This window comes from Arthrobacter ginkgonis (genome assembly GCF_039540195.1).
Lineage (GTDB): Bacteria > Actinomycetota > Actinomycetes > Actinomycetales > Micrococcaceae > Zafaria > Zafaria ginkgonis.
The window spans coordinates 425,662-444,795 of record NZ_BAABEO010000019.1 but is presented as its reverse complement, the minus strand read 5'-3'; the positions used below and the strand labels follow the sequence as shown (position 1 = coordinate 444,795).

General features: G+C 71.6%; 15 protein-coding genes. 11 read left to right on the top strand and 4 right to left on the bottom strand.

The window, feature by feature from the left end:
- Window positions 1-268: 268 nt before the first annotated feature.
- Both ABD912_RS15105 and ABD912_RS15100 read right to left on the bottom strand, forming a co-directional pair.
- Window positions 269-1,150: a GNAT family N-acetyltransferase gene (locus tag ABD912_RS15105; protein WP_345151973.1), complete on the bottom strand. Its 882-nt coding sequence runs from the start codon at window positions 1,148-1,150 to the stop codon at window positions 269-271.
- Entirely contained in the window at window positions 1,147-3,231 is a 2,085-nt protein-coding gene (locus ABD912_RS15100) for a M3 family metallopeptidase (RefSeq protein ID WP_345151971.1), read from the bottom strand. Before ABD912_RS15100 ends, ABD912_RS15105 begins: the two co-directional genes overlap by 4 nt.
- Window positions 3,232-3,680: 449 nt before the next feature.
- Here ABD912_RS15100 and ABD912_RS15095 point away from each other — a divergent pair, with 449 nt between their 5' ends.
- The 10 genes from ABD912_RS15095 to ABD912_RS15050 all read left to right on the top strand — a co-directional run bounded on the left by ABD912_RS15095 (window position 3,681) and on the right by ABD912_RS15050 (window position 14,983).
- Entirely contained in the window at window positions 3,681-4,991 is a 1,311-nt protein-coding gene (locus ABD912_RS15095; RefSeq protein WP_345151969.1) for a CapA family protein, read from the top strand.
- Window positions 4,992-5,192: 201 nt separating this feature from the next.
- Window positions 5,193-5,861 carry a pyridoxal 5'-phosphate synthase glutaminase subunit PdxT gene (pdxT, locus tag ABD912_RS15090; RefSeq protein ID WP_345151968.1) on the top strand — a complete coding sequence of 223 codons (669 nt, stop codon included), beginning with the start codon at window positions 5,193-5,195 and terminating at the stop codon, window positions 5,859-5,861.
- Between the two features lie 2 nt (window positions 5,862-5,863).
- Window positions 5,864-6,619, top strand: coding sequence for a YebC/PmpR family DNA-binding transcriptional regulator (locus ABD912_RS15085; RefSeq protein ID WP_345151967.1), 756 nt, complete (start codon window positions 5,864-5,866; stop codon window positions 6,617-6,619).
- Between the two features lie 6 nt (window positions 6,620-6,625).
- On the top strand, window positions 6,626-7,225 hold the full coding sequence (gene ruvC, locus ABD912_RS15080) for a crossover junction endodeoxyribonuclease RuvC (RefSeq protein ID WP_345151966.1): 600 nt from the start codon (window positions 6,626-6,628) through the stop codon (window positions 7,223-7,225).
- A 79-nt stretch (window positions 7,226-7,304) separates the two neighbouring features.
- The gene (ruvA, locus tag ABD912_RS15075; RefSeq protein ID WP_345151964.1) at window positions 7,305-7,928 is read left to right on the top strand and encodes a Holliday junction branch migration protein RuvA; all 624 of its coding nucleotides are present in this window, start codon (window positions 7,305-7,307) and stop codon (window positions 7,926-7,928) included.
- A gap of 9 nt (window positions 7,929-7,937) precedes the next feature.
- Complete coding sequence (gene ruvB / locus ABD912_RS15070; protein ID WP_345151963.1) at window positions 7,938-9,008, top strand: Holliday junction branch migration DNA helicase RuvB; 1,071 nt, start codon at window positions 7,938-7,940, stop codon at window positions 9,006-9,008.
- Window positions 9,009-9,227: 219 nt separating this feature from the next.
- A complete protein-coding gene (gene yajC / locus ABD912_RS15065; RefSeq protein WP_345151961.1) occupies window positions 9,228-9,692 on the top strand; it encodes a preprotein translocase subunit YajC in 465 nt (154 codons plus the stop codon).
- A gap of 93 nt (window positions 9,693-9,785) precedes the next feature.
- The gene (gene secD / locus ABD912_RS15060) at window positions 9,786-11,498 is read left to right on the top strand and encodes a protein translocase subunit SecD (RefSeq protein WP_345151960.1); all 1,713 of its coding nucleotides are present in this window, start codon (window positions 9,786-9,788) and stop codon (window positions 11,496-11,498) included.
- Window positions 11,491-12,486 (top strand): protein translocase subunit SecF, encoded by a 996-nt coding sequence (gene secF, locus ABD912_RS15055; RefSeq protein WP_345151959.1) that lies wholly within the window; start codon window positions 11,491-11,493, stop codon window positions 12,484-12,486. The genes secD and secF overlap by 8 nt, the downstream gene beginning before the upstream one ends.
- Window positions 12,487-12,679: 193 nt before the next feature.
- On the top strand, window positions 12,680-14,983 hold the full coding sequence (locus ABD912_RS15050; RefSeq protein ID WP_345151957.1) for a RelA/SpoT family protein: 2,304 nt from the start codon (window positions 12,680-12,682) through the stop codon (window positions 14,981-14,983).
- A gap of 30 nt (window positions 14,984-15,013) precedes the next feature.
- On the opposite strand, the gene ABD912_RS15045 is transcribed toward ABD912_RS15050, so the two are convergent.
- Both ABD912_RS15045 and ABD912_RS15040 read right to left on the bottom strand, forming a co-directional pair.
- Window positions 15,014-15,700, bottom strand: a complete 687-nt coding sequence (locus tag ABD912_RS15045; RefSeq protein WP_345151955.1) for a type IV toxin-antitoxin system AbiEi family antitoxin — start codon at window positions 15,698-15,700, stop codon at window positions 15,014-15,016.
- A gap of 120 nt (window positions 15,701-15,820) precedes the next feature.
- Window positions 15,821-17,515, bottom strand: coding sequence for a DUF349 domain-containing protein (locus tag ABD912_RS15040; protein ID WP_345151953.1), 1,695 nt, complete (start codon window positions 17,513-17,515; stop codon window positions 15,821-15,823).
- A 249-nt stretch (window positions 17,516-17,764) separates the two neighbouring features.
- Between ABD912_RS15040 and hisS the strand changes: the two genes are divergently transcribed.
- Window positions 17,765-19,126, top strand: a complete 1,362-nt coding sequence (gene hisS / locus ABD912_RS15035) for a histidine--tRNA ligase (RefSeq protein WP_345151951.1) — start codon at window positions 17,765-17,767, stop codon at window positions 19,124-19,126.
- Window positions 19,127-19,134: the final 8 nt, after the last annotated feature.

Below are 19,134 nucleotides of genomic sequence, written 5' to 3'. Positions count from 1 at the left end.
GAGGCCATGGTCGGCATCAACGTCGACGAGATCGCCCAGCCGCACCGGCTGGCCGAGCGCGGCTGGTAACGTTCGCCTGCCTCTCCATGGACTCGGCGCTGGCGCGCCTCGTCCATGGAGCCTCTGCAGGCTCTCTTATTGAGCCAAGAGGGCCTGGCGCGATTGTCGCCAAGCAGTAAAGTACGACGACGGAGGCCGGTCACCCCTGAGGGTGACCGGCCTCCGTCGTCGTTTCCAGAATCTGCCAGGGAAGCGCCGCCGGAAATGCTTAGCACTTCAGGATCAGGTGCCGGCCGCGGCCGACCAGGCCCAGGCCGCAGGCCTCCAGGAACGGCGTGGCGGCCGGGGCCGCCGCGGCCACGATCTCCGGCGCCCCTGCCGTGAGTGCCCGCACCAGGGCCTTGCCGGCCCCCTGGTGGCGGTACGCGGGGGAGACGGCCACCGCGTGCAGCGAAACCAGCCCGTCCGGGCCGGTCCTGGCGAAACCGTGCCCCACGGCCTGTCCCTGCGCGGTGCGCACCGTGGCGTGGAGCACCGGCCAGCGCCCGTCGGCGACCGCGAGTTCCGCGGAGTCGGCCCCGCGGGCCTCGGCCACCCGGCCCCCGAGCTGGACGGTCAAACCGCCCGGCAGCTCGTCCGCGGCGCCCAAGGGGTGCGTCACCGAACGGGGCGCCCTCCCCGGCATCGGCGGCGCCCCCGTCCGCGCTCCCGTCTGAGCTTGCGGCTGAGCAGGGCCGGCCGTTCCGGACCGCGGGGCCGAAGGCTCCGGGACGGAAGGATCCGGGGCGGAAGGCGCGGGGGCTGGAGACTCCTGGATGGGGCGAATGATCGGGATCGTGGTGGTGGGGATGCCGGCATGCCACAGCAGGGGGGCCTGCTCGGTGAAGCCGAGGTCCTCGAGCTCATGTCCCCGCACCCCGGCGTTGAGCCAGGCGTGCACCTCGACGGCACCGAGCCGGGCCCCTTCGGCCAGCCCCGGCCGCAGGCCCGCGGCGGCGGGCGCGTCGGGGAACAGCAGCATCAGCCGGCGCCGGGTTGGCAGCCACACCCAGCGGCAGCCGAAGGTCGTGAAATGCTTGCCGCCGGTGGCTTCGGCGAGGTCGTCCAGCCAAGCCTCGAAGGCCCGCTGGGCCCGGGCTATGGTGCTCATGGCGCCGGTGGACCGTCGGGCGTCGCCGGCGCGGGCCCGGTGGGGGCGGTCTCGATTGGAGCGAGGCCCCTGCGCCGCAACAGGGGTTCGATCCGCGCCTCCCGGCCGCGGAACGCCACGTAGGACTCCAGCGGATCGCGGGTGTTGCCGCGGGAGAGCAGCTCCGCGCGGAACACGGTGCCGGCCGAGCGGACCGGGCCGCCCTGCTCGGTGAACCACTCCACGGTGTCCGCGTCCAGCACCTCGCTCCAGATGTAGGAGTAGTAGCCGGCCGCGTAGCCGCTGTCGAAGATGTGCTTGAAGTAGCCGGTGCGGTAGCGCGGCGGCACCAGGTCCGGGTCGAACCCGGCCGCGCGCAGCGCCTCGTCCTCGAAGCCCAGCGGGTCCTCCACGGCCTGCCCCGGCGCCAGCGAATGCCAGGCCAGGTCCAGCACGGTGGCGGCCAGGTATTCGGTGGTCGCGAACCCCTCGCCCCACAGCGCGGCGTCCTTGATCCGTTCCAGCGCATCCTCCGGCAGCGGCTCCCCGGTGAGGTGGTGGCGGGCGTACCCGGCGGCCAGCGAGGGCCACAGCGCCCACATCTCGTTGACCTGGGAGGGGTATTCGACGAAGTCGCGCGGGACGGAGGTGCCGGCCAGCGAGGGGTAGCGGGCCGCGGAGAACAGCCCGTGCAGCGCGTGCCCGAACTCGTGGAAGAGCGTGTTGACCTCATCCAGGCCCAGCAGGGCGGGCCCGCCGCCGGCCGGGTGCGCGATGTTCAGCGTGTTGGTGACCACCGGCCGCTCCCGCAGCAGGGAGGCGCCGTCGCGCAGCGAGTTCATCCAGGCGCCGCCGGCCTTGGTCGGGCGGGCGAAGAAGTCGCCCAGGAACAGGCCCAGCGGGCTCCCGTCCTCCTCCGACACCTCCCACGCGCGCACGTCCGGATGGTAGGCCGGCAGGTCGGTCCGCTCCGTGAACGTGATCCCGTACAGCGCGGTGGCGGCGGCGAACACGCCCCGGTGCAGCACCGATTCGAGCTCGAACCACGGGCGCAGCGCCGCGGCGTCCACCGCGTAGCGGTCGCGGCGCACGGCGGCGGAGCAGTAGGCCCAGTCCCAGGGCTCCACCGGGTGCCCTGCCGCTTCGGCGAGCACGGCGGCCTCGCGGCGGGCGTTCGCCACGGCCGGCGGCACCAGTTCCGCCAGCCTGTCGCGGACGGCGGCCAACGACGGCGCGGTCTGCCGCTCCAGCACCAGTTCGGCATGGCTGCCGTAGCCGAGCAGCCCGGCGCGCTCGGCCCGCAGCGCGGCGATTTCCGCGGCGACGCCGAGCGTGCCGTGCTCGCCGCCGATGCCGCGGCCCAGCGATGCCTCGAACAGGCGGCGCCGGGAGGCCGCCAGCCGGAGGCGTTCCAGCGCTGGCTGCCCCGTCGGCAGGACCAGGGTGAGGAGGAACCCGTCCGGGTGGCCGGCCGTGCGGGCGGCCTCCACCGCGGAGGCGATCTCGGCGGGATCCAGGCCCTCAAGTTCCTCCGCGTGGCCGAAGTGGACCGCCGCGGCGTTCATCCCGGCGAGCAGCCGGCGCGAGTAGTCGGTGGAGAGCTCGGCAATCCGGGCGTTCAGCCCGCGCAGCCGCTCCTTTTCGGGGTCGTCGAGGTCGGCGCCGGCCAGCCGGAAGTCGCGCAGCGTCTCCTCAGCCAGGCGGGCTTGCTCTTCATCCAGTTCGACGGCGTCAAGCCCAGTGGTGTCCAGCGACGCCAGCCGGGCGTGCAGCGCCGGGTCCAGGTGGACGGCGTCGCGGTGGGCGGAGAGCAGCGGCTGCAACGCGGCGTCGACCTCCAAAAGGTCCGCGGTCCCGTGGGCGGGCCTGACGGTCCCGAAGGCCATGGCGGCGCGGCGGAGCAGCTGGCCGCTGCGTTCGTACGCCTCGAAGGTGTTCGCGAAGGTCGGCGCCGCGGGGTCGGTGGCGATCGCCGCCAGCTCCGCCAGGTGCTCCTGGGCGCCCTGCTTGGCGGCCTCCAGGTAGTGCTCCGGCGCCACGGCGGAGAAGTCGGGGATCCCGAAGGGCAGCCCGCTGGGCTCCAGCAGCGGATTGGGCCCCAACGGTTGATCGGGCCCTGACAACGGCGTGGAACCCGGGTGCGCACCGGAAACCTGCGGCGGATCGGGCTGGGGAAGCGGATTCGATGCCATGGAGGCGTGCGTCATGGACCAAGCCTGTCACACGGTTGTGTTGTAGGCACGTGATGGGGGCAGGGCCGGCCTAGGGTGGATCGGGCGAGGGCGGATCGGGTGGTGGATCGGCCGGCAGATCGTAGGGTGGACACGGGACAGGCCCGGCCGGCGACGGCGGGGCAGGGCCCACAAATGGGACAGGGCAGCAGCGACCGGAAGGGCAGCGAAGGCCGGATGTGTCTTCCTGTGAAGGAGCGGGGCTGGGTGAGGCTTGGGAACGGGGTGGCATGGGCAGGGAACGAGGCCGGCTGCCGGCAGCCGGTGAATGCCGGGCTGTCCGGTTTCCTGGGGAATCCACCAACGCCTTCCCCCGCGCCGTGAAGGCCGCAGTGGTGGCCGCGGCGCTGGCCGCCGCCACCACGCTCTCCGGCTGCACGGGTCCCGGGGCGAATCCAGCAGTCTCGAATCCAGCAGTCTCGAATCCTGCTGGATCCGAAGCGCCGGCGGCGCCTGGCGCAGGGGAGGCGGTTCCCGGAACGGCTTCCCCGCAAACCCCTGCCTCCGAAAAGCCGGCCGCTGAAGCCCCGACCGTCGAAGCGCCGGGGTCGCCGGAGGGCGCCGACTGCGCCCCCGCGGACTGCGTGGACGTCGTGGTGACCGGCGACGTCCTGCTGCACCCGGCGCTGTGGGAACAGGCCAAGCGCGACGGCGGCGGCAGCTACGACTTCAGGCCCCTGCTGTCCGGCCTGCGGCCCTTCCTCGTGGAGGCGGAGCTGGCCGTCTGCAACCTGGAGACCCCGCTGGCCCCGCAGGGGGGACCGTACTCCGGCTACCCCAGCTTCACGGTCCCGCCGCAGATCGCCCCGGCCCTGAAGGCCACCGGCTACGACGCCTGCACCACCGCCAGCAACCACACCGTCGATGCCGGGACCGCGGGCGTGGAACGTACCCTGGACACCCTCGACGATGCGGGCCTGGCCCACACCGGGTCCTACCGCAGTTCCGCCGCCGCGGCCCGGCCGCTCATCGTGGACGCCGGCGGCGCCCGGATCGCCATCGTCGCCGCCACGTACGGGCTCAACGGGCTGCGGGCCGACACCGCCTGGAGGGTGGACCTGATCGAAACGCGCCGGCTCGTCGCCAAGGCGCGGCAGGCGCGCGCGGCGGGTGCCGACATCGTGCTCGCCGCACTCCACGACGGCGTGGAGTACTCCTCCACACCCAGCGCGCGGCAGGTGCAGGTGTCCCGCGCGCTGGCCGAGAGCGGCGAGTTCGACTTCGTTTACGGGCACCACACGCATTCGGTCCTGCCGCTGGAGAAGCACGCCGGGGTGTGGATCGCCTACGGGCTCGGCAACAGCGTGGCCGCCCATGCGACCGACCTCGCGGTCAACCGCGAGGGGCTGACGGTGAAGCTGCGCTTCACGCGCGCCGCCGGCGGATGGCAGGCCGGGGATCCGCGTTGGGCCGCGCACATCATGGCACGCTCACCGGCGCGCTGGTGCGCCCTGCCGGCGGCCGATCCCTGCACCGGCACGGCCGAGGACGCCGCATCCCTGGCCCGCACGACGGCGACGGTGAACGCCCGCGGCGCGGACGACGACGGCGCCGCGGCCTGGGTGCCCGGAAGCGCGGTTCCGGAGACTGCGGTTTCGGAAGCCGGGGTTTCGGAAGGCGCAGTCCCGTAACCCGCCGCTCCCAAGGCGTCCCGCGCCGCCCGGCCGGACCGCCCCGTGGCCGCGCGCGAGTCCTTCGGAAACGCAACGGAAAACCGCCCCGGTGCGGACCGCCGCCGCCCAGCGCATAAACTGGGCGCGGTCCCCATCAACCCACGCGCCGCTTCTCTGCGGCGCGACGCCCGGCCGCGCGCCGGGAGGAAGCGACGATTCGTGCTGAAAATCGGTGTCTTGGCCCTGCAGGGCGATGTCCGCGAACACGCGGCGGCGTTGGCCGCCGGGGGAGCGGACGCGGTGCCCGTGCGCCGTCCGGAGGAACTGGACGGCCTGGACGGGCTGGTGCTGCCCGGCGGCGAGTCCACCACGATCGACAAGCTCGCCCGCGCCTTCGGCGTCGCCGAGCCGCTCAAGCGCCGGATCGCCGAGGGACTGCCGGTCTACGGCTCCTGCGCCGGGATGATCCTGCTCGCCAACACCCTCGCCGACCCCGCCACCGACCTGGCCGGCAACCGCCAGCAGACCTTCGGCGGCATCGACATGGTGGTTCGCCGCAACGCGTTCGGGCGCCAGGTGGACTCCTTCGAGACGGACCTGCGCTTCGCCGGGCTGGAGAAGCTGCCCGGCGTCGTTCCGGGCGCCGAGGCGGCCCCGGTGCACGCGGTGTTCATCCGCGCGCCGTGGGTGGAAAGCATCGGTCCGGACGTCGAGGTGCTCGCCAGCGTGGCGCTTTCCGGGACGTCCGCCGCGGCGCAGGCCCCGGGCGCGGCTAGAATTGTCGCAGTGCGTTCGGGGAAGCTGCTCGCCACCTCGTTCCATCCCGAGGTCACAGGGGAGCGGCGCATCCACGAACTATTCATCCAGATGATCAGAGGAGAAGCGTAAGCATGTCCGGCCACTCCAAATGGGCAACCACCAAGCACAAGAAGGCCGTCATTGACGCCCGGCGCGCCAAGTCCTTCGCGAAGCTGATCAAGAACATCGAAGTTGCGGCCCGCGCCGGCGGTGCCGACCTCTCCGGCAACCCGGCCCTCGAACTGGCCGTCTCCAAGGCCAAGAAGACCTCGGTGCCCAACGACAACATCGACCGCGCCATCAAGCGCGGCGCCGGCCTGACCGGCGAGGTCGTCGACTACGCGGAGATCATCTACGAAGCGCGCGGCCCGCAGGGATCCGCCGTGCTGATCGAGTGCCTCACCGACAACAAGAACCGCGCCGCCTCCGAGGTTCGCGTCGCGGTGACCCGCAACGGCGGCAGCATCGCCGACCCCGGATCGGTGTCCTACATGTTCTCCCGCAAGGGCGTCGTGGCGCTGCCGAAGAAGGAGCTGACCGATGACGACGTCCTCATGGCCGTCCTCGAGGCCGGCGCCGACGAGGTCAAGGAATCCGGGGACAACTTCGAGGTCCACTCCGAGCCCGCCGACCTGCGCGCCGTCGTGGCCGCGCTCGAGGAGGCCGGCATCGAGTACGAGACCGACGAGGTCGAGTTCGTCTCCTCGATGCAGGTGGACCTGGAAGCCGACGCCGCCCGCAAGTTCCTGAAGCTGGTCGACGCCCTCGAGGAACTGGACGACGTCCAGAACGTCTACTCGAACGCCGACATCAGCGCCGAGGTCCTCGCCGAGCTCGAGGAGGACTAGTCCTCCATGGCGTTGCGCGTCGTCGGGGTCGACCCCGGCCTGACCAGGTGCGGACTGGCCGCGGTCGACGTCGAAACCAACCGGCGCGCGACGCTCGTGGACGTGACGGTGGTCGGCACGCCGCCGGACGTCCCGCTGGACAAACGGCTGCTCGCCATCGCCGAGGGCATCGACGCCTGGCTGGACCGCCATGAGCCCGACGTCGTGGCGATCGAGCGGGTGTTCAGCCAACTCAACGTCAGTACCGTGATGGGCACCGCCCAGGCGTCCGGAATCGTGATCGCCGCCGCCGCGCGCCGCGGCATCCCGGTGGCGCTGCACACCCCCACCGAGGTCAAGGCCGCGGTGACCGGCAGCGGCCAGGCGGACAAGGCGGCCGTGGGCAAGATGGTGGCCAAGATCCTGCGCCTGGACGCCCCGCCCAAGCCCGCCGACGCGGCCGATGCCGTCGCCCTGGCCATCACGCATGGCTGGCGCGGGGCCGCGCCCGGGTCCCAGGCCTCGGCCTCCGCCCACGGCGGCTCCGCGGGACTGACCGGCGCGCAGCGCGCCTGGGCGGAGGCCGAGGCGAAGGCGCGGCGTGCCGGTACCCGCCGGCGGCACTGACCCGGTACCCTATTCGTAGATATATTCGGATGGCGGCCGGAACCGGCCAGCCAGCACGACGCCGAAGGATGGCTAGGGCATGATTTCTTCCCTGACGGGCACGGTTCGGCACGTGGGCCTGCACAACGCGGTCATCGACGTCGGCGGCTTCGGCATGCTGGTCCAGGCGACCCCGCGGACCCTGTCCGGACTGCATGTGGGCCGCGAGGCCTCGGTCGAGACCTCCATGGTGGTCCGCGAGGATTCGATGACGCTGTTCGGCTTCTCCGACGCCGCCGAGCGCGAGGTCTTCGAGGTCATCACCGGCGTCTCCGGGATCGGCCCCCGGCTGGGGCTCTCGATCCTCGCGGTCCACACCCCGGAGGACGTGCGCGTCGCGGCCACCACCGGCGACGTCAAGGCGTTCACCCGCGTCCCGGGCATCGGTCCGAAGGGCGCCCAGCGGATCGTGCTCGAACTGGCCGGCAAGCTCGTGCCCACCGGCGAGCCGACCACGGCCGCCGGCGGCACCGCCGACCAGCCGTGGAAGGGGCAGGTGCTCGAGGCGCTCATGGGGCTCGGCTGGACCGAAAAGGACGCCGGCAAGGCCATCGATGCCACCGTCGAGGCCGAACCGGACGCCGTCGAGGGCGGCGACGTCGGCCAGATCCTGCGCACGGTCCTGCGCGGACTGGGCCGCGGCACCGCACGGGCCGGGCGCTAGGAGCCGGCCGTGACCGAGAGCCAGCCGCTGACCGCCTCCTCCAGCGAACCCGAGGAGCGCGCCCTCGAGTCGGCGCTGCGCCCCAAGAACCTCGACGACTTCGTCGGCCAGCAGCGCGTCCGCCGCCAGCTCTCCCTGGTCCTGGAGGCCTCCAAGATCCGCGGCCGCACCGCCGACCACGTCCTGCTGTCCGGTCCGCCCGGGCTCGGCAAGACCACCCTGGCGATGATCATCGCGGCCGAGATGAACGCCCCGCTGCGCATCAGCTCCGGACCCGCCATCCAGCACGCCGGCGACCTGGCCGCGATCCTGTCCTCGCTGAGCGAGGGCGAGGTCCTCTTCCTGGACGAGATCCACCGCATGAGCCGCCCCGCCGAGGAAATGCTCTACATGGCGATGGAGGACTTCCGCGTCGACATCATCGTCGGAAAGGGCGCCGGCGCCACCGCCATCCCGCTGGAGCTGCCCCCGTTCACGCTGGTTGGGGCGACGACCCGCGCCGGCCTGCTGCCGGGCCCGCTGCGCGACCGCTTCGGGTTCACCGGGCACCTCGAGTTCTACGCGACCGAGGAACTGGAACTGGTGCTGCGCCGCTCGGCCATGCTCATGGACATGAAGGTCAACTCCGCCGGATTCGCCGAAGTCGCCGGGCGCTCCCGCGGCACCCCGCGCATCGCCAACCGGCTCCTGCGCCGCGTGCGAGACTGGGCCCTGGTGCACGGGATCGAGCAGATCGACGCCCGCGGCGCCTCCGAGGCGCTGGACATGTACGAGGTCGACGCGCGCGGGCTGGACCGGCTTGACCGCAACGTGCTGCACGCGCTGTGCACCAAGTTCGGCGGCGGGCCGGTGGGCCTGTCCACGCTGGCCATCGCGGTCGGCGAGGAGACCGAGACGGTGGAGACCGTCGCCGAGCCGTACCTGGTCCGCGAGGGCCTGCTGGGCCGCACGCCGCGGGGACGCATCGCCACCGCCGCCGCCTGGGCCCACCTGGGGCTGGCCATGCCCGCCGACGCCGTGCTGGCAGCGGGCCAGGGCACCTTCGGTTTCGACACGGACGGGGACGCCGGGGAGGACTAGCGTCCGCGCAGGGCCCCGCCAGGCCCGCGGACCGGGAGGGGCTCCCGCGGGGCCGGGCCGGGCCGCCGTGGCGGGCTGACTGGGCGAAACGTTAAGGACGGCGTCGCCGGGTCCAAGGCTGCGTTCAGAAACGGCCTATACACTGGGAACTTGCCTGCCCCGCCGTGACCGCCTGCGGCGCCGGGCCCATCACTCCACACAGGAAACAGGTAGCCCTCAGTGACCACGACAGTACTGGCCCAGACGACCCCCGCGCCGAGCTCCGGGTTCGACCCGATGACGCTCATCCTGCTCGCGGCCTTCGCCTTCCTCATCTTCATGATGTTCCGCGGCCGCAAGAAGGCCCAGAAGGCCCAGGAGCAGCTCAAGTCCGAGCTGGCGCCGGGCGCGGAGGTCATGACCCAGTTCGGCCTGTTCGGTACCGTCCTGTCCATCGACAGCGAGAACAACAAGATCGTCCTGGAGCTGTCCCCGGGCAACACCGCCACCGTCCACGCGCAGGCCATCGGCAAGGTCGTCCCGCAGGAGGCCCCGGCCGAGGCGATCGCCGAGGAGGCTCCGGCCACCGAGGGCTACGTCCGGGAAACCCCGGCCGTGGAGGGGTACGCCCAGGAGACCCCGGAGGAAACCCGCCGCCGCCTGGACGGCACGGACACCACCGGCACTGGCACCACCAAGGAGTAGGCCGCCCCGCGCGGCATCCCGACGGGGTGCCGCGCGGACCCATGCCACCGTCCCGATGCCCGGCATCGGACGCCACGAGTAGAAAGTCCCACGATGTCAACAACTGGCCCGATCAGGCACGCCCGGCGTGCGCTGCTGTGGCTCGGCGTGATCTTCATCCTTTGCGGAGCGATCCTCGCCACCGGTGTGGCCACCGCCAAGACGACCTGGTCCCCGAAGCTCGCGCTCGACCTGGAGGGCGGCACCCAGATGATCCTGGCCCCCAAGGTCCAGGGCGGGGACGCGGCCACGCAGGAGCAGCTGGACCAAGCCGTGGAGATCATCCGCCAGCGCGTCGACGGCTCCGGCGTGTCCGAGGCGGAGATCAGCACCCAGTCCGGCAACAAGGTCGTGGTGTCGATGCCCGGCGTCCCCGACGCCAAGACGCGTGAGCTCATCCAGGCCTCCGCCAACATGGAGTTCCGCCCGGTCATCGCCTCCGGCTCGTGGGCAGCCACCCCGGAGGCGGACCGCACCCCCGAGAAGGACCTCCCGGAACCGACCGCCGATCCGGCGAATGCCTCGGACACCAACTGGATCGACGCCGACCTCTGGAAGGCCTTCGAGGCCCACGACTGCACCACCGAGCTGTTCAGCGGCGAAACCACCTCCGGCGACCCGGCCAAGCCGATGATCGCCTGCGAGCCGGGGACCCAGGCGAAGTACATCCTGGGCCCGGTCGAGGTGCCCGGCACCGACATCGCGGACGCCTCCTTCGGCATGACGCAGGGCTCCACGGGCTACTCCACCGGCCAGTGGGCCGTGAACCTGGTCTTCAACGGCGACGGCGCCACGCGCTTCGCCGACGTCACCACCCGCCTGGTCCAGCAGACCGGCGCGCAGAACCAGTTCGCGATCGTCCTGGACGGCCAGGTCGTCTCCGCGCCGACCACCAACAGCGTCATCGCCGACGGCCGCGCCCAGATCACCGGCTCCTTCACCGAGGAGAGCGCCCGCGCACTGGCCGAGCAGCTGAAGTACGGCGCCCTGCCGATCAGCTTCGAGATCCAGTCTGAGCAGCAGATCTCCGCCACCCTCGGCGCCGACCAGCTGCGCATGGGCATCGTCGCGGGCCTGATCGGCCTGGGCCTGGTGGCGATCTACTCCTTCTTCCAGTACCGCCTGCTGGGCCTGGTCACCGTGGCCTCGCTCGTCGTGGCCGGCGTGCTCACCTACGCGGCAATCGCCCTGCTCGGCTGGGCCCAGAACTACCGGCTCTCGCTGGCCGGCGTCGCGGGCCTGATCGTGGCGATCGGTCTGACCGCCGACTCGTTCATCGTCTACTTCGAGCGCGTCCGCGACGAACTGCGCGACGGACGCAGCCTTCCTTCCGCCGTCGAAACCGGGTGGAAGCGCGCCAAGCGCACCATCCTGGCCTCGAAGGCGGTGAACCTGCTGGCCGCCGTCGTGCTGTACATCGCCGCCGTGGGCAACGTGCGCGGCTTCGCGTTCACCCTCGGCCTGACCGCCATCGCCGACCTGATCGTCGTGTTCCTGTTCACCCACCCGGTGCTGCAGCTGCTGGCCCGCACCAAATTCTTCGGCGAGGGCCACCGCCTCTCGGGGCTGGACCCGTCGCTGATGGGCGTCGAACCGCTCTACCGCGGGGCCGGCCAGGTGCGCCGCTACAGCGCGGACGCCGGCCAGGCGCGCACCAAGCGCAACGCCGCAGCCACCAACGAGGCCGCCCGCCGGCAGACCATCGCCGAACGCCGCAAGGCGGAACAGGCCGCAGGCTCGTCCGTGAAGGAGACCGACAATGCCTAACCTCGCCACCTGGGGCAACGAGCTCTACACGGGCAAGCGCTCCTACCAGTTCATCGGCCGGCGCAAGCTCTGGTTCTCCATCGCGGGCTTGCTGGTGCTCCTGTCGCTGATCGTCCCGATCGCCAAGGGCGGCTTCAACCTGGGCATCGAGTTCCGCGGCGGCTCCGAGTTCACCGTTTCCTCCGTGGCCGACACGGCCGTGGGCCCGGGCGAGGCAGCCGTGCTCTCCGCCGCCCCCGACCACCACCCGCGCGTGACCAACATCGCGCCGAACACCATGCGCGTGCAGACGGACAAGCTCAGCGACGACCAGACGCTGCAGGTCGCCGAGGCGCTGGCGACGTCCTACGGGGTCACCAAGGACGAGGTCACCTCCACGTTCATCGGCCCGACGTGGGGCCAGGAGGTGTCCAAGCAGGCGCTGATCGGCCTGGTCACGTTCGTGGTGCTGGTCGCGCTGCTGATGGCCGCGTACTTCCGCACGTGGAAGATGTCGCTGGCGGCGATCGCCGGCCTGCTGACGGTGCTGATCGTCACCGCCGGCATCTACGCGCTCTCCGGGTTCGAGATCACGCCCTCGGCGATCATCGGCTTCCTGACCATCCTGAGCTACTCGCTCTATGACACGGTGGTGGTGTTCGACAAGATCCGCGAAAACACCGCGAACCTGTTCGGGCAGACCCGGCGCACCTTCTCCCAGCAGGTCAACCTGGCCATCAACCAGACTCTGGTGCGCTCGATCAACACCTCCGTCGTGGCGGTCCTGCCGGTCGGCTCGATTCTGTTCATCGGCGCGTTCCTGCTGGGCGCCGGCACGCTGCGCGACCTGTCGCTGGCCCTGTTCGTTGGCATCATCGTCAGCGCCCTGTCCACGATCTTCTTCCAGGCCCCGCTCTACGAGCTGCTGCGCGAGAAGGAGCCCGAGATCGTGCGTCACACCCAGCGCGTCCGCGAGCAGCAGGCGGCCTCGGCACCGACCGCCGCGTAGCGGCACCGAAGCCCGCAACGGGGGCGCCGGCGACACCCGCCGGCGCCCCCGCCGTCGTTCCCGCCATCGTTGGGGTTCCGTTGCTATACCCTAGATTCACCGCCTGTCAGCCGGGGATGTTCCCACCGGGTCCGGACAGGCGGTTGTCAGGCCGGAGGATCCGCCCACACGGTCCGCAGTGAAAGGAGCAGCCATGGCTGAACAGCCCATCCACGCGGCTCCGGGGCCGCAGCCTTCGGGCCGTCCGGTGCCCGGCCGCAGGGAGCGCGCCATGTCGCGCCTGGCCCGGCTGGCCGGGCGCAACCCGTCCGGGCAGCCGCCGATCCTCGAACCCCTGCTGCGCACCGTCCGCGCCAACAGCCCGCGCGAGGACCTGGAGCTGATCACCCGCGCCTACGCGGTGGCCGAGCGCTACCACGAGGGGCAGAAGCGCAAGAGCGGCGACCCGTACATCACCCACCCGGTGGCCGTGGCCACGATCCTTGCCGAAATGGGCATGACCGGGACCACCCTGGCCGCCGCGCTGCTGCACGACACCGTCGAGGACACCTCCTACTCCCTCGACGACCTGCGCCGCGAGTTCGGCCCCGAGGTCGCCATGCTCGTGGACGGGGTCACCAAGCTGGACAAGGTCCAGTTCGGCGAGGCCGCGCAGGCGGAGACCGTCCGGAAAATGGTCGTGGCGATGTCCAAGGACATCAGGGTGCTGCTGATCAAGCTCGCCGACCGGCTGCACAACGCCCGCACCTGGCGCTACGTCTCCCCGGAGTCCAGCGCGAAGAAGGCCCGCGAAACGCTGGAGATCTTCGCCCCGCTGGCCCACCGCCTGGGCATGAACACCATCAAGTGGGAACTGGAGGATCTCTCCTTCGCCGCGCTGCACCCGAAGGTGTACGAGGAGATCGTGCGCATGGTGGGGGACCGCACCCCCGAGCGCGAGAAGTACCTCTCCACGGTCCGCTCCCAGATCGGCGAGGACCTGCACCAGGCGCGGATCAAGGCGACCATCACCGGCCGGCCCAAGCACTACTACTCGATCTACCAGAAAATGATCGTGCGCGGGAAGGAGTTCAACGACATCCACGACCTGATGGGAGTGCGCGTGCTCGTGGACTCGGTCCGCGACTGCTACGCGACCCTCGGCTCGCTGCACGCGCGCTGGAACCCGCTGCCCGGCCGGTTCAAGGACTACATCGCGATGCCGAAGTTCAACATGTACCAGTCGCTGCACACCACGGTGATCGGCCCCGGCGGCAAGCCGGTGGAGATCCAGATCCGGACCCACGACATGCACCGCCGGGCCGAGTACGGCGTGGCCGCGCACTGGAAGTACAAGAACCCCGGAGCCAAGACCGAGGACGGCCCCGACGGGACGGACATGGGCTGGCTGCGCAGCCTGCTCGACTGGCAGCAGGAAACCCGCGATCCGGGCGAGTTCCTGGACTCGCTGCGCTTCGAGATCAATGCCGCCGAGGTGTTCGTGTTCACCCCCAAGGGCGAGGTCATGGCCCTGCCGGCAGGGTCCACCCCGGTGGACTTCGCCTATGCCGTGCACACCGAGGTGGGGCACCGCACCATCGGCGCCCGCGTCAACGGCAAGCTGGTTCCGCTCAACAGCGAGCTCAACCACGGCGACTGGGTGGAGATCTTCACCTCCAAGGCCGAGGGTGCCGGCCCCAGCCAGGACTGGCAGGGCTTCGTCAAGAGCGCCCGCGCCCGTAACAAGATCCGCCAGTGGTTCACCCGCGAACGCCGCGAGGAGGCGATCGACAAGGGCAAGGACCTGCTCACCAAGGCGCTGCGGAAGAACAACCTGCCGCTGCAGAAGCTGATGACGCACGACACCCTCACGGCCGTCGCGCACGAGCTGCGGCACACCGACATCACCGCCCTCTACGCCGCGGTCGGCGACGGGCACACGTCCGCGCAGAACGTCATCGAGCACCTCACGGCGCTGGTGGGTCCGGCCCACGTCGAGGACACGGCGTTCGACGAGACCTCGATCGTCAACGTCCCGCAGCGGCACAAGGCCTCCGACTCGGGCGTCATCGTCCAGGGCGCCGGCGACGTGCTGGCCAAACTGGCCCGCTGTTGCACCCCGGTCCCGCCGGACCCGATCAAGGGCTTCGTGACCCGCGGTTCGGGCGTCTCCGTGCACCGTACCGACTGCGTCAACCTGCAGGAGCTGCTCTCCGAACCGGACCGGATCGTCGACGTCCAGTGGGCGCCGACCAAGTCCAGCGTCTTCCTGGTGGAGATCCAGGTGGAGGCCCTGGACCGCAAGTCCCTGCTCTCAGACGTGACCAAGGTCCTTTCCGACAACCACGTCAACATCCTCGCCGCGAGCGTGAACACCACCCGCGACCGGGTGGCCATGTCCCGGTTCTCGTTCGAGATGGGCGACACGAAGTACCTGCACCACGTGCTGAACGCGGTGCGCCGCATCGACGGGGTCTACGACGTGTACCGCACGACGGCGGGCCAGCGCCGCATCTAGCGCACCGCACCCGCCCGGACCGGGCGGGTGCTAGGCTCCCGCGCCCAGCACCCGCTCGATCCGTTCGCGGGCCCGCAGCTTGCCGGGCCGGCGGGCCTGGCCCTCCAGCAGGTCCAGCACCGCCTGGCCCGTGCAGCCCAGTTCCGGCGCAGCGAGCAGGAGGGCCAGGACCGCCAGCGACTCCGCCTCGGGGCCGCAGAGCGCCACGTCCACCGCGGTTCGCGGCGGCGAGGTCACCGGCACGCCGGCGATCCGCACGATGTCCTCCGCGCCCAGCCGCGCCTCGCTCAGCTGCACCGGCAGCGGGTCGGCGTGCGCGGGCAGGCGGTGGAAGCGGGGAACCAGGACCTCCAGCCGCTGCGGGGCCGGGCAGCAGCCGTGGATCCACGCCGCGCTCAGCCTTCCCACCGCGCCGCCGCCTGTCCATTTGTCGCCTGACCACCTGTCGCCCCTCCGTTGGCCGCCCAGCCGCCTGCCGGCCAGCAGCCCGGCGGCGGCGGCCCGCAGGTGGGGGCCGTCCGGTGCGCGGGCCGGAGCATAGGCGCGTGGCAGCACCTCCCGCACAATGCCCTCCAACGCCATGGCCGCCAGTTCCGCGGCCGCAAAAACCTCCCCGGGCAGGAAGATCCCGGGGGCCGGATCGTTGGCAAACGGATCGTGGGGGCGTGGATCGGCCGGATACGGGAAGGGTCGCGGGGCGGAACTGGCGGCAGGCATGGGTCCACCCTCGCAAAGGGCGCCCGGACGCAACAGGGGGCGGCCGCCGATTGTGGATATCGGCGGCCGCCCCCTCGGGCCGGCCGGATCAGCGGCCGGGCCGCCGGCCCGGCCGCGTGGCTACTGGAAGTCCGCGGCGGACTTGCGCAGCGTCTCGAGCCAGGCCCGGCGGGCCTCCAGGGCCTCCTCGGCGGCGCGGATCTTGCCTTCGTTGCCCTTGGCGCGGGCGGCATCCAGGTCGGCTTCCAGGGACGCGATGGTCTCCTCCAGCTGGCTCAGCATGCTGTTGGAGCGGGCCTTGGTCTCCGGGTTGGACCGGCGCCACTTCTCGTCCTCGGCGTTGCGCACGGCGTCCTCGACCTGGCGCAGGCCGGCCTCGACGCGCTGCATCGCCGCACGCGGAACCTTGCCGGCCGCCTCCCAGCGGTCGCGGATGGAGTCCAGGGACTTCTTGGCGGCGGCCAGGTCGGAGATCGGCAGCAGCGCCTGCGCCTCGGTCAGCAGCTGCTCCTTGACGGCCAGGTTCGACTCGAACTCCTCGTCCAGGGCGGCGTTGGCGCCCTGGCGGGCGTTGAAGAAGACGTCCTGCGCGGCGCGGAAGCGGGACCAGAGGGCGTCGTCGTCCTTGCGGGAGGCGCGCTTGGAGGCCTTCCACTCGTCCATCAGGCGCCGGTACTCGGCAGCGGTGTTGCCCCAGTCGGTGGAGTGGGAGAGCTCCTCGGCGCGCGCGATCAGGGCCTCCTTGGCGGACTTGGCCTCGGCGTTGTCCGAATCCAGCTGGGAGAAGAACGCGCGGCGGTGGCGGTCGAAGGTGGTGCGGGCGCCGCGGAAGCGCTTCCACAGCGAATCCTCGGTGGCCCGACCCAGGCGCGGACCGTTCTTCTGCGCGGTCTTCCACTGCTCGAACAGTTCGTTCATCCGGGTGCTGCCCTGCTTCCACTGCACCGTCGAAGGGTCCTTGGCGGCAAGTTCCTCGGCCTCGGCGACGATCGCCTCGCGGGTCGCCAGTTCCTCGGCGCGGCGCGCCTCGCCGGCGGCCTGCTCGGCCTTCTGCAGTTCGCCAACCCCGGCGCGCAGGGCCTCGAGGCGGACCTGCAGGGCGGCAAGGTCGCCGACCATGTTCTTTTCGGCAACGGTCTGGGCCAGGTGGTCCACGGTCTTGCCCATGTCGGCGCTCGGCGCCTTCGCCGCGACGCGCTGTTCGAGCAGCATGACCTGGCTGACGACGTCGTCGTGCTTGCGCACGAAGTACGCCAGCGCCTCCTCGGCGGTCGCGTCCGGGTACTGGCCCACCGGGTGCTCCTCGCCCTCGACCAGGACGAACACGTGGCCGTCCTCGGTGACGCGGCCGAACTTCGCGGCTTCCTCCAGCGGAGTGCTGTAGGCCGGCGGTGCCGCCACGGGGGCCGTGGCCTTCTTCGCCGGGCGGGCGACGGCGGCCGGGGACGGCTTGCCGCCGGCAACAGCCGCCGGGGAGGGTGCCGCCGGGGACGGCGCTGCGGGGGAGGGAGCGGGAGACGGGGCTGCCGACGGGGCAGGGACCGTTTCGGGGGCCGCCGGGGCGGCTTCGTCGGTCGTGCCGGACGAGGGCTCTGCGGACGGCGCAGGGACCGTTTCGGGGGCCGCCGGGGCGGCTTCGTCGGTCGTGCCGGACGAGGGCTCTGCGGACGGCGCAGGGACCGTTTCGGGGGCCGCCGGGGCGGCCTCGTTGGTCGGGGCGGGGGACGGCGCAGGAACCGCTTCGGGGGCCGCCGGGGCGGCCTCGCCGGTCGTGGCGGGCTGGACGTTGTCGTCGGATTGCTGACTGGTGGTCACCGCTGGAACTCTTTCGCTCGGATCGGCCCCGGAACCGTTCCGGGACGCAAGTATCACCGGCCACTCTACCGAGTCGCCCCGTTCGCAGGTAGTTTGATCCGCGGCGGGCCGCCATCCCGCGCCTTGCTGCGCTCGGCCGGGGCCCCTCGGCGTCTAGACTGGGACACGCGCCGCACCGGCGGGACCTGCGACGAAAGCCGGGCCCGCGCTCCCGCGGCCCACGCGAACCGTCTAAGGAGTATTCGACCCATGGCACGCAAGGCCTCCCTGTCCGGCTTCCCCGAGTGGCTGCCCGCCGAACGACTCGTGGAACTGCACGTTCTGGACACCCTGCGGAAGACCTTCGAGCTCCACGGCTTCAGCAACATCGAAACCCGCGCCGTCGAGACCGTGGGCCAACTGCTGCGCAAGGGCGAGATCGACAAGGAGGTCTACGGGCTCAGCCGCCTGCAGGCCGAGGAAGGCGAGGCCGGCCGGCAGGATCCGAACGCGCTGGCCCTGCACTTCGACCTCACCGTCCCGTTCGCCCGCTACGTGGTGGAGAATTCCGGACACCTCGCGTTCCCGTTCCGGCGCTACCAGATCCAGAAGGTGTGGCGCGGCGAACGCCCGCAGGACGGCCGCTTCCGCGAATTCACCCAGGCGGACATCGACGTCGTCGGCGACGGCGAACTGCCCTTCCGCTACGACGTCGAGCTGGCGCTGGTCATCGCCGAGGCGCTGTCCGCGCTGCCGATCGGCGAGTTCCGCCTGCGCGTCAACAACCGCAAGCTGGCCGAGGGCTTTTACCTGGGCCTGGGACTTGCGGACACGGCCGGGGTGCTGCGCAGCATCGACAAGCTGGAGAAGATCGGCCCGGAGAAGGTCGCCGAACTGCTTCGGACCGAACTCGGCGCCACCGACGAGCAGGCCGCCGCCGCGCTGGCCCTGGCCGGCATCCGCACCACGGACACCTCGTTCGTCGAACGGGTCCGCGCCCTCGGCGTCGAGCACCCGCTCCTGGACCAGGGCCTGGACGAGCTCGCCCAGGTGATCGGGGCGGCCTCCACCCGCGCCCCCGGGCAGGTGGTCGCTGACCTCTCGATCGCCCGCGGCCTGGACTACTACACCGGCACCGTCTACGAAACCGTGCTGGTCGGCCATGAGCAGCTCGGCTCCATCTGCTCGGGCGGCCGCTACGAGTCCCTCGCCTCCAAGGGCAACCGCACCTTCCCCGGCGTGGGCCTGTCCATCGGCGTCACCCGGCTGGTGTCCCGCATGCTCGCCGAGGAAACCGCCGCCGCGACCCGCTCCGTCCCCACCGCCGTGCTGGTCACGCTGGCTCATGACGACTCCTGGTCCGAGGCCCAGGACATCGCCGCCGCCCTGCGCGCCCGCGGCATCGCCGTCGAGGTTGCCGCGAAGGCGGAGAAGTTCGGCAAGCAGATCAAGTACGCGGACCGCCGCGGCATCCCGTTCGTCTGGTTCACCGGCGCCGACGGCGCCCACGAGGTCAAGGACATCCGCTCCGGCGAGCAGGTTGCCGCGGACCCGGCGAGCTGGACCCCGCCGGCCGAGGACCTGCAGGTGCAGGTCCGCCCGGCCGCGGAGCCGGCCGCCGCGACCGCCTAGGCACTACG

Bases quoted from the DNA above. Each gene is read 5' to 3' on its own strand.
- ABD912_RS15105 (WP_345151973.1), bottom strand. From the start codon at position 1,150: ATGAGCACCATAGCCCGGGCCCAGCGGGCCTTCGAGGCTTGGCTGGAC.
- ruvC (WP_345151966.1), top strand. From the start codon at position 6,626: ATGGCGTTGCGCGTCGTCGGGGTCGACCCCGGCCTGACCAGGTGCGGA.
- ABD912_RS15085 (WP_345151967.1), top strand. From the start codon at position 5,864: ATGTCCGGCCACTCCAAATGGGCAACCACCAAGCACAAGAAGGCCGTC.
- ABD912_RS15050 (WP_345151957.1), top strand. From the start codon at position 12,680: ATGGCTGAACAGCCCATCCACGCGGCTCCGGGGCCGCAGCCTTCGGGC.
- secF (WP_345151959.1), top strand. From the start codon at position 11,491: ATGCCTAACCTCGCCACCTGGGGCAACGAGCTCTACACGGGCAAGCGC.
- hisS (WP_345151951.1), top strand. From the start codon at position 17,765: ATGGCACGCAAGGCCTCCCTGTCCGGCTTCCCCGAGTGGCTGCCCGCC.
- ruvA (WP_345151964.1), top strand. From the start codon at position 7,305: ATGATTTCTTCCCTGACGGGCACGGTTCGGCACGTGGGCCTGCACAAC.
- secD (WP_345151960.1), top strand. From the start codon at position 9,786: ATGTCAACAACTGGCCCGATCAGGCACGCCCGGCGTGCGCTGCTGTGG.
- ABD912_RS15045 (WP_345151955.1), bottom strand. From the start codon at position 15,700: ATGCCTGCCGCCAGTTCCGCCCCGCGACCCTTCCCGTATCCGGCCGAT.